Genomic DNA, 13,921 nt, shown 5'->3' with positions numbered 1-13,921 from the left:
ATCAAAGTTTTGAAAAAAGTGGTAACTTTAAAGAAGAAATAAATTAATTGGAGGACGGTTAGCTGTGGGCAATAACTATAAAAGTGTTTTTGATATTATTGGACCAATTATGATAGGACCGTCTAGTTCGCATACAGCTGGTGCCGTCAAAATTGGGAAAGTCGGTTTCCAACTGTTTAATGGGCAAATGACTAAATTAAAAGTTCGTTATTATGAATCATTTGCCAAGACACATCGTGGTCATGGGACAGATTTTGCGACAGTTGCGGGCGTATTAGGATTTAATCCTGATGATTCACGTTGTCCCCAGTCAATCCAAATTGCTGAAAAAATGGGCATTGAAATTCAGTTTATTGAAGACAGCAATCCAAGTCCAATTAATCATCCAAATAGTGTTGAATTGACACTCGAAAATGAGACAAAAAAGGTTGAATTAATGGGTTGTTCAATCGGTGGTGGCGCCATTGAAATTAGAGAGTTTACGATAAAGCAACAACAATTTTTTCCAAAGGGTAGCTTACCAATTCTGGTATTAGAAGCCAATCCAGTTAATAAAGAGGCAATTAAAAGCCAAATTGAAACAACAACATCAGTCATTCAGCAAAGTGAATCTGAGTTAGCGCCAGATGAAAGTATGTATGAATATGATTTAACCAGAAACATTGATGAGGCACAGCTTAAGCAACTACGATTATTGACGCATCATCTCATTTATTTAAAATAGGAGGAATCTATCTTGTATAAAAGTATTGCTGAATTAGTGTCAACCGCAAATAAGGCACATAAATTAATTTCAGAATTAATGATTGAACAAGAAATGACACAGTCTGGTGAAACTAGAGAGGTTATTATTGGGAAAATGTCAGCTAATTTAGACGTGATGAAACAGGCGATTGATAGAGGATCAATTGGTGAAGGGGTTTCTTCGTCCACTGGATTAACTGGAGGAGATGCTGTTTTATTACGGAAATATCGTGAAAAAGGGTATTCTTTATCTGGGGATGCCAATTTAGAAGCGATGCAATACGCAATTGCGACCAATGAAGTTAATGCATCAATGGGACTTATTTGTGCGACACCAACGGCCGGTTCATCTGGGACATTGCCAGGGGTTATTTTCATGATTCAAAAACGTTTGAATTTATCGCATGAAAAAATGATTCAAGCTTTATTTACGTCTAGTGCATTCGGAATGATTGTGGCTAATAATGCCATGATTGCTGGTGCAACGGGTGGTTGTCAGGCAGAAGTTGGGAGTGCATCGGCTATGGCGGCTGCAGCTGCGGTTGAGATTACAGGGGGAACACCTGAGCAATGTGCTGAAGCTTTTGCGATGGGATTGAGTAATTTATTAGGGCTGGTGTGCGACCCAGTAGCTGGCTTAGTTGAAATTCCTTGTATTAAACGGAACGCAATTGGCGCCGTTAATGCTTTAACAGCGGCTGATATGGCTCTTGCTGGATTATCGAATAAGGTGCCTGCTGATGAAGTTATTATGGCAATGAAGGATATTGGTGAACGGATGCCAAGTGCCCTTAGAGAAACGGGGATTGGCGGATTAGCCAGTACACCAACAGGTCAAGCAATTAAGATGAAAATATTTGGTGAAACTATTTAGGGTTGGGAACAACTCTTTTTTTGTCCACTGATACAAAAGAAACACCAGGTATGTTATACTTAAAAAAGCAGATTTGGAGGAATGAAAATGGCAGATACGTTAGAATTAGTTGTAATTACAGGGATGAGTGGGGCCGGAAAGACGGTCGCAATGCAAAGTTTTGAAGATCTTGGTTATTTTTGTATTGATAATTTACCACCAACTTTATTACCTAAGTTTTGGGAACTGGTAAAAGAGTCAGGTAAAATTTCAAAAATTGCACTCGTAATGGATTTAAGATCAAGGGCTTTCTATGATGAAATTATCGAAATGTTATCAGGATTTGATAACACTGAATTCGTCACAACTAAGATTTTATTTCTGGATGCATCTGATGCAGAATTAGTTTCTCGTTATAAAGAGACAAGACGTGCTCATCCATTAGCAATGGAAGGCCGTCTTATGGATGGTATTGAAAAAGAACGTGGGTTATTAAACGATATTAAAACGCAGGCACAGTTGGTGATTAATACTACTAATTTATCACCACGCCAGTTACGTGAAGAAATTTTCCATAATTTTGAAACAAGAGAAACAGCTAATTTTCATGTTGAAGTGCTGTCATTTGGATTTAAATACGGATTACCAATTGATGCAGATATCGTCATGGATGTTCGTTTCTTACCTAATCCACATTATATTCCAGAGTTAAAGCCACAAACAGGCTTGGATAAAGCCGTTTATGATTATGTGATGAAACAACCTGCAACAGAGGGATTTTATACGAAGTTTGAATCTTTACTTGAATCAATTTTACCAGGCTATGAAGCTGAAGGTAAAACCAATTTAACTATTGCAATTGGTTGTACAGGTGGACAGCACCGATCAGTTGCTTTGGCTAAACGATTAAGTGAAGAATTGAAACTTGAATATCCAGTGAATGTCACACACCGAGATATTAATAAAAGTAAAGAATCGGTAAATAGATCATGACAAGAAATGGACGCAGACCTAAAATTGTGGTGATTGGTGGCGGAACTGGACTACCAGTCATTTTAAAAAGTTTAAGGGATAAAAATGCTGATATCACAGCCATTGTAACAGTTGCTGATGATGGCGGTTCATCAGGTATCATTAGAGATTATGTGAATGTTGTGCCACCTGGTGATATTCGTAATGTGATTGCGGCATTATCTGAGTTACCAGAATTATATTTAGATATTTTTCAATATCGATTTGATACATCAGATAGATTCTTTGCGGGCCATGCTATTGGTAATTTAATTATTGCGGCATTGGCTGAAATGAAAAAGGGTGTTTTTGCTTCAGTGCAAGAATTGTCAGAAATGATGAGAGTGGATGGACATGTCTATCCTGTTGCTGATGAACCTTTAGTTTTAAATGCGGAATTTTCTGATGGAACCTTTTTATCTGGTGAAGCTGAGATAACGGCTGCTAGAAAATCAATTAAACGTGTTTGGGTAACCTCAAGTGAAACGAGTGAAGACGGTGTTCCGGCTGCTGTCCCAGAGGTGGTTAAGGCCATCCTTGAAGCAGATCAAATTGTTTTGGGACCTGGTAGTTTGTTCACAAGTATTTTACCTAATTTAGTCATTGGTAATGTTGGTAAAGCACTATCTGAGACCAAAGCTGAAGTCGTTTATATCTGTAATATTATGACACAAAAAGGTGAAACAGAACGCTTTACTGATGCGGATCATGTTCGCATTTTAAATAATCATCTTGGTAATTGTTTTGTAAATACAGTGCTTGTGAACACAGCACCAGTGCCAAGTGATTACATGGATAAAGAAAAATATGATGAAAATTTGATTCAAGTTGAACATGATTTTAATGGGTTAAGAGGACAGCATTGTCGTGTCATTTCATCTAACTTTTTGAAGTTAAAAGATAAAGGCGTTTTCCATGATGGTGATAAGGTTGTTGAAGAATTGATGCGTTTAGTTGGTCGACCAAACCACGAATTAAGACACAGAAATAATAGTTAGCACAGAGATAAGGTGAAAAAATGTCGTATGCAAGTGAAGTAAAAAAAGAATTAACGACTCTCAAAGTTAGACGGAATAATGCTAAAGCAGAATTAATGGCGTTGATTCGAATGAATGGTTCTTTGAGTATCATTAATCATCAATTCGTTTTAAATGTTCAGACAGAAAATCCCGCAATTGCGAGACGAATTTATGAACTTTTAAATGAGTTTTATGATATTACGAGTGAATTATTAGTGCGTCGTAAAATGAAATTGAAAAAAAATAATGTCTATATTGTTCGTTTGAAAACGGGTAGTGATTTTGTTTTAAAAGACTTGGATATCATTGAAGATATGCAACTTAAGATGGGTGTGCCAACTGATTTATTGGAACATGATGACATGATGATGCGCTCGTATTTACGTGGGGCTTTCTTGGCAGGTGGATCAGTTAATAATCCTGAAACAAGTCGTTATCATTTGGAAATATATTCTGTCTATGAAGAACATAATCAAACAATCTGTGAAATGATTAATAAGTTTGGGTTTAACGCTAGAATGACTGAACGTCGTAGTGGTTATATTGTTTATTTGAAAGAGGCAGAAAAAATTGCTGATTTTCTTTCATTAATTGGCGCTACAACTGCTATGTTGAAATTTGAAGATATCAGAATTGTCCGTGATATGCGAAACTCCGTTAATCGAATGGTTAATTGTGAAACGGCTAATATGAATAAAGTTGCTGATGCTGCCAACAAACAAATTGCAAATATTGAGTTTATTGCACAATCAGTGGGATTAGGTCAATTGCCCTCTAAATTAAAAGAAGTGGCTGAAGCACGATTAGTTCATCAAGAAGTCAGTTTGAAAGAATTAGGCGATTTAGTACCCGGTGGTCCAATTTCAAAATCTGGAATTAATCATCGATTACGGAAAATTAATGATTTTGCTGAAAAAGTTCGAATTGGTGAAAAATAGCATTTTGGAAGGATAAAATATCGTGATAGAATTTAAATATGATACGCAGTTACTGTTAGAAGGCAGCACGTTGAGTGAAGATCAATTATATAGTGAAATATTGCGTCAATTTGAAGGGGATAGTTTACTCGTTGCTGGTGATTCTGATTTGATGAAACTACATTTTCATACGAATTATCCATGGGAAATTTTGGCATATTGTGCCGGACTTGGAGAAATCTTTGATATTGTTGTTGAAGATATGGTAAGACAATCTAAAGGATTAAAAGGTTAATATAAAATAATCATCTGCTTGATCGTTGGTGCCTCAGCTATCAAACAGATGATTATTTTTTTATTTTACGAAATAGGCAAAAAAAGACACTAACAAATTAAATTGTCAGTGTCTTTGAGGCTCGAAACTTATTTAAGGCCTTTTTTGTTAGTCATAATTTCATCAATCAAACCATATTCTTTTGCTTGTTCAGCAGTCATATAGTTATCACGATCTGTATCTTTATTAAGAACTTTGATATCTTGACCAGTTGCATCAGCCAAAATTTTGTTAATCAATGTTCTTGTCTTCAAGATATGTTCAGCAGCAATTTCGATTTCTGTTGCTTGACCTTGAGCGCCACCAAGTGGTTGATGAATCATAATTTCTGAGTTAGGTAATGCAAAACGTTTACCTTTTGTACCGGCAGTTGCCAATACACTGGCCATTGAAGCAGCCATACCCATAACGATTGTTTGAACATCAGCATTGATAAAGTTCATTGTATCGTAGATAGCTAAACCGGCTGAAACAGAACCACCGGGTGAGTTAATGTAAATTGAAATATCTTTTTCTGAGTCTTGGGCATCCAAGAAGAGCAATTGGGCGATAATAGCGTTTGCCATGTCGTCATTAACTTCACCTGAAAGCATGATAATTCTGTCTTTTAAAAGACGAGAATAAATATCGTATGCACGTTCGCCACCGGCAGATTGTTCGATAACTGTAGGAACTACATTCATAGTTGAAAACCTCCAAATTATTATTAATTACTTTTTTATATTAGCATTTGAACTAATGTAATGCTAGTTTAAACCCTTGGTCAAAAAAGGTCAAATAAAATGATTTGAGTATAAATAAAAAATAAGAACGGACATTTTTATTGGAAGTATCCGTTCTTATTTTCTGTTGTTGACTGCCTCATTATCGTAATAGTCAGATCTCGTGTAATCCTTTCATAATTATTTTCTTTAAATAATTATGCGATAAATTTGAGGACTAATAGCTATCTTAAGAAACATGATATATAATTAATAATGTAAGCGAAAACAAAAATACCTGACACTAATGTGAGGTGTTTAAAACAAGAAATTATTAATCCTAACTTAACCACACGAAAACGACATAAAAGTACTATAAATGTTGCTTTATCAGTGATGATGATGCGCCATGAGGGAGTCGAACCCTCAGCTCAAGAACCGGAATCTTACGTGCTATCCATTACACCAACGGCGCAGTACATTAATAGTTTAGCTGAATTACGTTGAAAAAACAAGCAACGAAATTGGAGGTCTAGAAGAAAATGGCATTTGAACAGAAATTTAAACAACAACAAACCCAAATTCAAAAATTGGCTATGACACCTGAATTGCAGCAGTCTATCAAAATGTTGCAATATAATATAGAAGATTTACAACAATTTATCACTGATAAAGTCATGGAAAACCCCTTGATTGAAGCGGTTGATGATAATCAAAGAATTCAAGCAGGTGAGTCTCGATATAAAGTGAATCTAACAACAGACGGTGATGCTGACTATATGAATTCGGTAAGTGATGATGAAGGGCAGTCTTTATTAGATTACTTGTTGGATCAAATTTATTTAACGATGCGACAGACGCCACTTAGAAAAGTTGTTCTTTATTTAGTAGATTATATTGAACAAACGGGTTATTTTAATGCGAATTTAGATGATTTAGCGGAAGAATCAGGGATACCACCTATTATGTTGATGGATGCATTAACCTTGATTCAACGTTTGGATCCACCTGGTGTTGGTGCACGAAACGTGCAAGAAAGTTTGATGTTACAGATTGATTCTGATGATTTAGCTCCTAAGATGGCATATACGGTTATTAAAGATGATTTCGATGATTTCGTTGATCGTAAATGGCAAGACATTGCAAAAAAATACCGTGTGAATGTCTCGAAAATTCAGGAAATATCGGATTTTGTTCGGACGTTATCACCTAATCCTGGCGCAGGTTTTGGGACAACTAGAATTGGGAAAATATATCCAGATTTGGTTTTAAAAAATAATAATGGTGAACCCGTGCTATATAAAGTTCGTGGGGCTCAGCCTGAAATTGTTTTCCAACAAAAATATTTTGATGATATGTCAAAAGACCAAGATCCTGAAGTGACAAAGTATCTGGCTGATAAGAAACGAGAATATGAATGGCTTGTTAGTGGATTGAAACAACGTGGTGATACTATTTTAAAAGTTGGACAATATATTTTGAAATATCAGGCAGATTTTTTCGCTGATAAATCAAAATCAATTAAACCATTACTTCTAAGAGAAGTTGCGGCTGCTTTAGATGTTCATGAATCAACGATTAGTCGAACGGTTAACGATAAATATATCGAAACGGAGTTTGGGGTTTATGAGTTAAAATCATTCTTTGGACAAGTAGCAAATAAAAATAAAAAGAATGCTGAAGAATTATCTTCAAAAGCTATCATGACAACCATTCAGACGTTGATTGATGCCGAAGAGAAGACCAAGCCCTTATCAGATCAAAAAATAGTTTTACAATTAATGAAACAAAATATCGATATTTCAAGACGGACGGTTGCTAAATATCGCGAAAACCTGAACATTCCGTCATCATCGGCAAGAAAACGCTACAAAGATTAAGAACATTAGGGACCTCTCCTCTTGCATATCAAACGGCAACTGCTAACATAGCAGATAGTCTGTTGAAGTGCTTGCAAAGCATAAAATAAACTGCTATAATTTGTCTTGTAATAAAGGTATGAAGACACTTTGATTAACGCAGAATGTTATTGTGCTTTGTTTTTTTTGGAATCAATGGGTCATAATGCGACACTACGGGACGTTTTACGCCCCGCAAGAGAGCAGGTGCACTATGCATCATGAATTAGAATGGATTGAAGCGATTGCACCGGACATGATTAAAGCCTTAAAACAAAGATATTTTGTTTTAAGGCAGATAGAGTGGATGATGCCAGTTGGTCGAAGAGTGTTGGCCTCAACTTTGAATCTTAGCGAACGCGTTATGAGAACTGAAACAGATTTTCTGCGTAAGCAAGAACTCATCAGCGTTGGTAAGTCAGGAATGACACTAACGGACAGGGGTCTATCAGTATTACATGGTCTTGAAAAAGTGATGGACAATTTAGTTGGTGTTCAGCAAAATGAACAAGAATTAAGTCGAATTTTAGGCATTAAGCATTGCTTGATTGTATCAGGTGATTCTGATGAACAACCTAAAGTTTTAGACGCAATGGGTAAAAGTTTAGCTGCGAAGTTAGCACTTTTATTGCCCGAAGGTAAAAATTTAATTGCGGTAATGGGTGGAACAACGATGGCTCAAGTAGCTGATCAGTTAACAACACGCATTTCAATTAAACGCGATTTAACTTTTTTACCGGCCCGAGGTGGTGTTGGCGAGTCAGTTGATATACAAGCCAACTCAATTAGTGGTAAAATGGCATTACATACAGGAGGGAATCATAGAGCCTTGTATGTACCCGAACAATTAAGTGAGAAAACGTACGAGCCTCTTCTTGAAGAACCGAGCATTCAAGAAGTTTTGGGCTTAATCAAGGAAAGCAATGCTGTGATTCACAGTATTGGAGAAGCAATGCATATGGCTAAGCGTAGAGACATGTCTAGTGGTATAATAAACATGTTGAAGAACGACAAAGCTGTAGGTGAGGCATTCGGATATTTCTTTGATGCTCAAGGTAAGGTCGTTTATAAGATTCCTCGTATCGGTTTACAAATAGAGGATCTCACGCATATAAAATGTATTTTTGCAGTTGCAGGTGGTCATTCAAAGGCTGAAGCAATTGTGGCATACATGAAACTTGCACCTAAACAGACGTGGTTAATCACGGATGAGGGTGCCGCAAACTCGATTTTAAAAAAGTAGTGTGTAAGCACGCTTTTTAAAATAAATAAATCTTCATTTCCTAAAGGAGGAAATTTAAGTATGTCAGTAAAAGTTGGTATTAACGGTTTTGGTCGTATTGGTCGTTTAGCTTTCCGTCGTATTGCTGAAGTTTCAGATAACATCGAAGTTGTAGCAATCAACGATTTAACTTCTCCATCAATGTTGGCTCATTTATTAAAATATGATACAGCCCATGGTAACTTCGACGCAGAAGTTAGCGCAACAGATAATGGTATTGTTGTTAACGGTAAGGAAATTCCTGTATATGCAGAAGCAGATGCATCAAATATTCCTTGGGTTAAAAACGATAATGTTGATATCGTATTAGAATCAACTGGTTTTTACGCATCAGAAGAAAAAGCATCAGCACATATCAAAGCTGGCGCAAAACATGTTTTAATCTCAGCTCCAGCTGGTAAAATGCCTACAGTTGTTTACGGTGTTAATGATGACATCTTAACTGCAGATACAAAAATCGCTTCTGCTGGTTCATGTACTACTAACTGTTTAGCACCACTTGCTGGCGCTATCAACGATGCCTTTGGTATCCAAGTTGGTACAATGACAACAGTTCATGCTTACACAGCTACACAAAAATTACAAGATGGTCCTGATCGTGGTGGAAACTTACGTGCTGCACGTGCTGCTGCAAGTAATACTATTCCTCATTCTACTGGTGCTGCTAAAGCTATCGGTATGGTAATCCCTGATCTTGTTGGTAAATTGAATGGCCATGCACAACGTGTCCCAGTTATCACTGGTTCATTAACAGAATTGGTTACAATTTTAGATTCTAAAGATCTTACTGTTGACCAAGTAAATGCTGCTATCAAAGCAAGAACTGAAAACAACGAATCATTCGGTTACAATGCTGATGAAATCGTTTCTTCAGATATTATTGGTACAAGTTTTGGTTCAATCTTTGACCCAACACAAACAGAAGTAACTGGTACTGGTTCTAACCAATTGGTTAAAACTGTTGCTTGGTACGATAACGAATCTGGCTTTACAGCACAAATGATTCGTACATTAGAAAAATTTGCTGGTTTAGAAGCATAAGCTAGTCAAACTTTTTTAACCGCATAGTTACTATGCTTAGGCGGAGGGAGGCAATACTCCCTCTGCCTTTTTATTTAATCAAAATTAAACAGGAGGCTATTATAATGGCTAAATTAATTGTTTCAGATTTAGATGTTACTGACAAAAAAGTTTTAATCCGTGTTGATTTTAATGTTCCTATCAAAAATGGTGTGATTGGTAATGATAACCGTATCGTTGCTGCATTACCAACAATCAAATATGTAACTGAAAATGGTGGTAAAGCCATTCTTCTTTCTCATCTTGGTCGTATCAAAACTGAAGATGACAAAAAAGAATTATCATTACGTCCAGTTGCAGAACGTTTATCTAACTTATTAAACAAACCTGTTACTTTTGTTCCTGCTACACGTGGTCCTCAATTAGAAGACGCAATTGCAGCAATGAAAGACGGCGATGTTTTAGTAATGGAAAACACACGTTTTGAAGATTTAGATGGTAAAAAAGAAAGTAAGAACGATCCTGAATTAGGTAAATACTGGGCTTCACTTGGCGATTTATTCGTCAATGATGCTTTTGGTACAGCTCATCGTGCACATGCTTCTAACGTTGGAATCTCAAGCAACATGGACCAAGCTGCTGCTGGATTCTTAATGGAAAAAGAAATCAAATTCTTGGGTGAAGCTGTTGACGAACCTAAACGTCCATTTGTTGCTATCTTAGGTGGCGCAAAAGTTTCAGATAAGATTGGTGTTATTTCTCATTTACTTAAAAAAGCTGACAAAGTTATCGTTGGTGGTGGTATGACTTACACTTTCTACGCTGCTAAAGGTATGAAAATTGGATCATCATTAGTTGAAACTGACAAAATTGATTTAGCTAAACAAATCATTGAAGAAGCTGGCGACAAATTAGTTTTACCAGTTGATTCAATTGTTGCTGAAAAATTTGATAACGATGTTGAACATAAAACGGTTGATGGTGACATTCCTGATGGTTACATGGCTTTGGATATCGGACCTAAATCTGTTGCAGAATTTAAAGATGTTTTAAAAGATGCTAAGACAGTTGTATGGAACGGACCAATGGGTGTTTTCGAAATGAGTAACTACGCTAACGGAACACTTGAAATCGGTAAATTCTTGGGTACTTTATCAGATGCTACAACAATTGTTGGTGGTGGTGATTCAACTGCTGCTGTTCAACAATTAGGTGTTGCTGATCAATTAACTCATATTTCTACTGGTGGTGGCGCTTCACTTGAATACCTTGAAGGTAAAACATTACCAGGTATCGCTGCTATTACAACAAAATAATTTTTAATTAAATTGTTGTAAGTAAACTGTCTATTAACGAAAGGAAGTTATTATTTTGCGTAAACCAATTATTGCTGGTAACTGGAAAATGAATAAAGGCCCTAAAGAAACTGCGGAATTCGTTGCAGGTCTTAAAGGCAAATTACCAGATTTTAAAGATGTTGAATCTGTTATTGCTGCTCCTGCAGTAGATTTACAAACATTACTTGATGCTGCTAAAGGCACAGACTTAAAAGTTGCTGCTGAAAATGCATACTTCGAAGACGAAGGTGCATTTACTGGCGAAACTTCACCAAAAGTTCTTTCTGAAATGGGTGTTGATTACGTTGTTATCGGACATTCAGAACGTCGTCAATACTTCGGTGAAACTGATGATGATATTAACAGAAAAGCACATGCTATTTTCAATAATGGTATGGTTCCTATTATCTGCTGTGGTGAAACGTTAGAACAACGTCAAGCCGGCGAAGCAGAATCATGGGTTCAAGGACAAGTTTCTGCTGCATTGAGAGGCTTATCTGTTGAACAAGTTAGTCTTGCTGTTATTGCATACGAACCAATCTGGGCTATCGGTACTGGTGAAACAGCTACTTCTGACCAAGCACAAGAAATTTGTGCAGTTGTTCGTAAAACAGTTGCTGATTTGTATGACCAAACAGTTGCTGATAAAGTTCGTATCCAATACGGTGGTTCAGTTAAACCTGGTAACGTCGTAGAATTAATGGGTAAAGAAGATATTGATGGTGGTTTAGTTGGTGGTGCAAGTATGGAACCTGCTTCATACTTAGACCTTGTTAACTTCAAAGCATAATTCGATTTTTAACTATTAAAAAGATTGAAAATGAACCAATAAACTATTAAAATAGTGGTAAGGGTGTTAAATCCCGGCCAAAAAATGTTTTTAAAGGAGAGTACAAATTTATGTCAATGATTACAGATATTTATGCACGCGAAGTTCTAGATTCACGCGGTAACCCAACTGTTGAAGTTGAAGTTTACACAGAAGACGGCGCAATGGGCCGCGGAATTGTTCCTTCAGGTGCTTCAACAGGTGAACATGAAGCTGTTGAATTACGTGATGGCGACAAATCTCGTTACATGGGCTTAGGTGTTACTAAAGCTGTTGATAACGTAAACAACATTATCGTTAAAGAAATTGTTGGATTTGACGTTACTGATCAAGTTGGTATTGATAAAGCTATGATCGCATTAGATGGTACACCAAACAAAGGTAAATTGGGCGCTAACGCTATTTTAGGTGTTTCAATTGCTGCTGCTCGTGCTGCTGCTGATGAATTAGAAATTCCTTTATACAGTTACTTAGGCGGATTTAACGCACATGTCCTTCCAACTCCTATGATGAACGTTATCAATGGTGGATCACATGCTAATAACAGTGTTGATTTCCAAGAATTCATGATCATGCCTGTTGGCGCACCTTCTATCAAAGAAGCTGTACGTATGGGTTCAGAAACATTCCATAACTTACAAAAGATTTTAGCTGAAAAAGGCTATTCTACTGCTGTTGGTGATGAGGGTGGTTTCGCTCCTGATCTTAAAAACAACGAAGAACCATTTGAAATCTTAATCGAAGCAATCGAACGTGCCGGTTACAAACCTGGTAAAGATATTGCTATCGCATTTGATGCTGCTTCATCTGAATTCTACAATGCTGAAACTGGCAAATATAGATTACAATATGAAGGCGAAAATGGTAAAGATTACACTTCAGAAGAAATGGTAGCATTCCTTGAAGCAATCGTTGACAAATACCCAGTTATCTCAATTGAAGATGGCTTGGATGAAAACGATTGGGAAGGCTGGAAGATGATGACAGCTAAATTGGGCGCTAAAGTTCAATTAGTTGGGGATGATTTATTTGTTACAAACACTGACTACCTTAAAAAAGGTATCGAAATGGGCGTTTCAAACTCAATCCTTATCAAAGTTAACCAAATTGGTACGCTTACAGAAACAATGGAAGCTATCGAAATGGCTAAAGAAGCTGGTTACACAGCTATCGTTTCTCATCGTTCAGGTGAAACTGAAGATACAACTATCGCTGACTTAGTTGTTGCAACTAATGCTGGCCAAATCAAGACTGGTTCATTGAGCCGTGTTGATCGTATCGCTAAGTACAACCAATTAATGAGAATTGAAGATAACTTAGAAGAAACAGCAGAATACAAAGGTATCCACTCATTCTACAACTTGAGTTCAGATGCTCGCGACACAATCATCAACAAATAATTCTTTATGAATTATGCGTTTTGATAAAAAGGTCGACCTAATTTTATTAGGTCGACCTTTTTATTTTAATTGTGATCTATTGTTGAATATTATAAGGTTGTGATGTATTATTTGGGCGAGAATACTTAGGGGAGAATAAAACCAAGGGATTTGATAACGGATGAAGAAAGCAGAACGAATTGCATTAGAAGAAAAATTAACGGAAACAGTTTATGATCTTATTCTGAATCTGGAAACGACAGAGGATGAACGCAAGATATTGGTCATATTTAAAAATCATGTTGAAACAGGGATGTATTTTACAAAAGCTGAGTCGGATCTTGCTGAAGCCTTACGTCAGTTAGCAGTTCGTAATCTAAAATATAAAGTGAAATTAAGCCCTAATGTTGGTCAGTTGTATATGGATATTTCTACAAATGGTTTATTTAATAAAAATTTAGGTTGGGGATTAATCGCAATGAGTGGGACGCGATTGTTCTAAAACACTTAGTAACGAAAATAATAGCTTGAAAAAGAATTATCTAAATTTAGATAATTCTTTTTTGTTTAATGGTTATATGAAAAACATTGGATTTT

14 protein-coding genes and 1 tRNA gene are annotated in these 13,921 nt (G+C 36.5%); 13 read left to right on the top strand and 2 right to left on the bottom strand.

Annotated features, from left to right (window positions below; all coding sequences use genetic code 11):
- The first annotated feature begins 64 nt into the window (after positions 1-64).
- The 6 genes from ACVQ8P_RS07455 to ACVQ8P_RS07430 all read left to right on the top strand — a co-directional run bounded on the left by ACVQ8P_RS07455 (position 65) and on the right by ACVQ8P_RS07430 (position 4,839).
- On the top strand, positions 65-724 hold the full coding sequence (locus ACVQ8P_RS07455) for a serine dehydratase beta chain (protein WP_462298591.1): 660 nt from the start codon (positions 65-67) through the stop codon (positions 722-724).
- A 12-nt stretch (positions 725-736) separates the two neighbouring features.
- The gene (gene sdaAA, locus ACVQ8P_RS07450; protein WP_462298590.1) at positions 737-1,618 is read left to right on the top strand and encodes an L-serine ammonia-lyase, iron-sulfur-dependent, subunit alpha; all 882 of its coding nucleotides are present in this window, start codon (positions 737-739) and stop codon (positions 1,616-1,618) included.
- 87 nt (positions 1,619-1,705) lie between these two features.
- Positions 1,706-2,590 carry an RNase adapter RapZ gene (gene rapZ, locus ACVQ8P_RS07445; protein WP_462298589.1) on the top strand — a complete coding sequence of 295 codons (885 nt, stop codon included), beginning with the start codon at positions 1,706-1,708 and terminating at the stop codon, positions 2,588-2,590.
- Positions 2,587-3,606 (top strand): gluconeogenesis factor YvcK family protein, encoded by a 1,020-nt coding sequence (locus ACVQ8P_RS07440; protein ID WP_462298588.1) that lies wholly within the window; start codon positions 2,587-2,589, stop codon positions 3,604-3,606. Before rapZ ends, ACVQ8P_RS07440 begins: the two co-directional genes overlap by 4 nt.
- A 20-nt stretch (positions 3,607-3,626) precedes the next feature.
- Positions 3,627-4,565: a DNA-binding protein WhiA gene (gene whiA, locus ACVQ8P_RS07435; protein WP_462298587.1), complete on the top strand. Its 939-nt coding sequence runs from the start codon at positions 3,627-3,629 to the stop codon at positions 4,563-4,565.
- Between the two features lie 22 nt (positions 4,566-4,587).
- Complete coding sequence (locus tag ACVQ8P_RS07430) at positions 4,588-4,839, top strand: kinase to dihydroxyacetone kinase (protein WP_462298586.1); 252 nt, start codon at positions 4,588-4,590, stop codon at positions 4,837-4,839.
- 128 nt (positions 4,840-4,967) lie between these two features.
- On the opposite strand, the gene clpP is transcribed toward ACVQ8P_RS07430, so the two are convergent.
- Positions 4,968-5,561 carry an ATP-dependent Clp endopeptidase proteolytic subunit ClpP gene (gene clpP / locus ACVQ8P_RS07425; protein ID WP_462298585.1) on the bottom strand — a complete coding sequence of 198 codons (594 nt, stop codon included), beginning with the start codon at positions 5,559-5,561 and terminating at the stop codon, positions 4,968-4,970.
- 421 nt (positions 5,562-5,982) lie between these two features.
- A tRNA-Arg gene (locus tag ACVQ8P_RS07420) sits at positions 5,983-6,054 on the bottom strand.
- A 67-nt stretch (positions 6,055-6,121) separates the two neighbouring features.
- Here ACVQ8P_RS07420 and rpoN point away from each other — a divergent pair.
- From rpoN to ACVQ8P_RS07385, 7 genes are all read left to right on the top strand, one after another.
- Positions 6,122-7,459 (top strand): RNA polymerase factor sigma-54, encoded by a 1,338-nt coding sequence (gene rpoN / locus ACVQ8P_RS07415; RefSeq protein ID WP_462298584.1) that lies wholly within the window; start codon positions 6,122-6,124, stop codon positions 7,457-7,459.
- Positions 7,460-7,691: 232 nt separating this feature from the next.
- The gene (locus ACVQ8P_RS07410; protein WP_462298583.1) at positions 7,692-8,720 is read left to right on the top strand and encodes a sugar-binding transcriptional regulator; all 1,029 of its coding nucleotides are present in this window, start codon (positions 7,692-7,694) and stop codon (positions 8,718-8,720) included.
- A gap of 60 nt (positions 8,721-8,780) precedes the next feature.
- Complete coding sequence (gene gap, locus ACVQ8P_RS07405; protein WP_462298582.1) at positions 8,781-9,800, top strand: type I glyceraldehyde-3-phosphate dehydrogenase; 1,020 nt, start codon at positions 8,781-8,783, stop codon at positions 9,798-9,800.
- A 104-nt stretch (positions 9,801-9,904) separates the two neighbouring features.
- Entirely contained in the window at positions 9,905-11,095 is a 1,191-nt protein-coding gene (locus ACVQ8P_RS07400; protein ID WP_462298581.1) for a phosphoglycerate kinase, read from the top strand.
- 55 nt (positions 11,096-11,150) lie between these two features.
- The gene (tpiA, locus tag ACVQ8P_RS07395; protein WP_462298580.1) at positions 11,151-11,906 is read left to right on the top strand and encodes a triose-phosphate isomerase; all 756 of its coding nucleotides are present in this window, start codon (positions 11,151-11,153) and stop codon (positions 11,904-11,906) included.
- A 110-nt stretch (positions 11,907-12,016) separates the two neighbouring features.
- The gene (gene eno / locus ACVQ8P_RS07390) at positions 12,017-13,345 is read left to right on the top strand and encodes a phosphopyruvate hydratase (RefSeq protein ID WP_462298579.1); all 1,329 of its coding nucleotides are present in this window, start codon (positions 12,017-12,019) and stop codon (positions 13,343-13,345) included.
- A 160-nt stretch (positions 13,346-13,505) separates the two neighbouring features.
- Entirely contained in the window at positions 13,506-13,826 is a 321-nt protein-coding gene (locus tag ACVQ8P_RS07385) for a bacteriocin immunity protein (protein ID WP_462298578.1), read from the top strand.
- The last annotated feature ends 95 nt before the right edge of the window (positions 13,827-13,921 follow it).

It is taken from the genome of Dellaglioa sp. BT-FLS60 (assembly GCF_054941065.1).
Note: the sequence above shows the minus strand (reverse complement) of the source record. Positions and strands in the feature narration are given on the sequence as shown.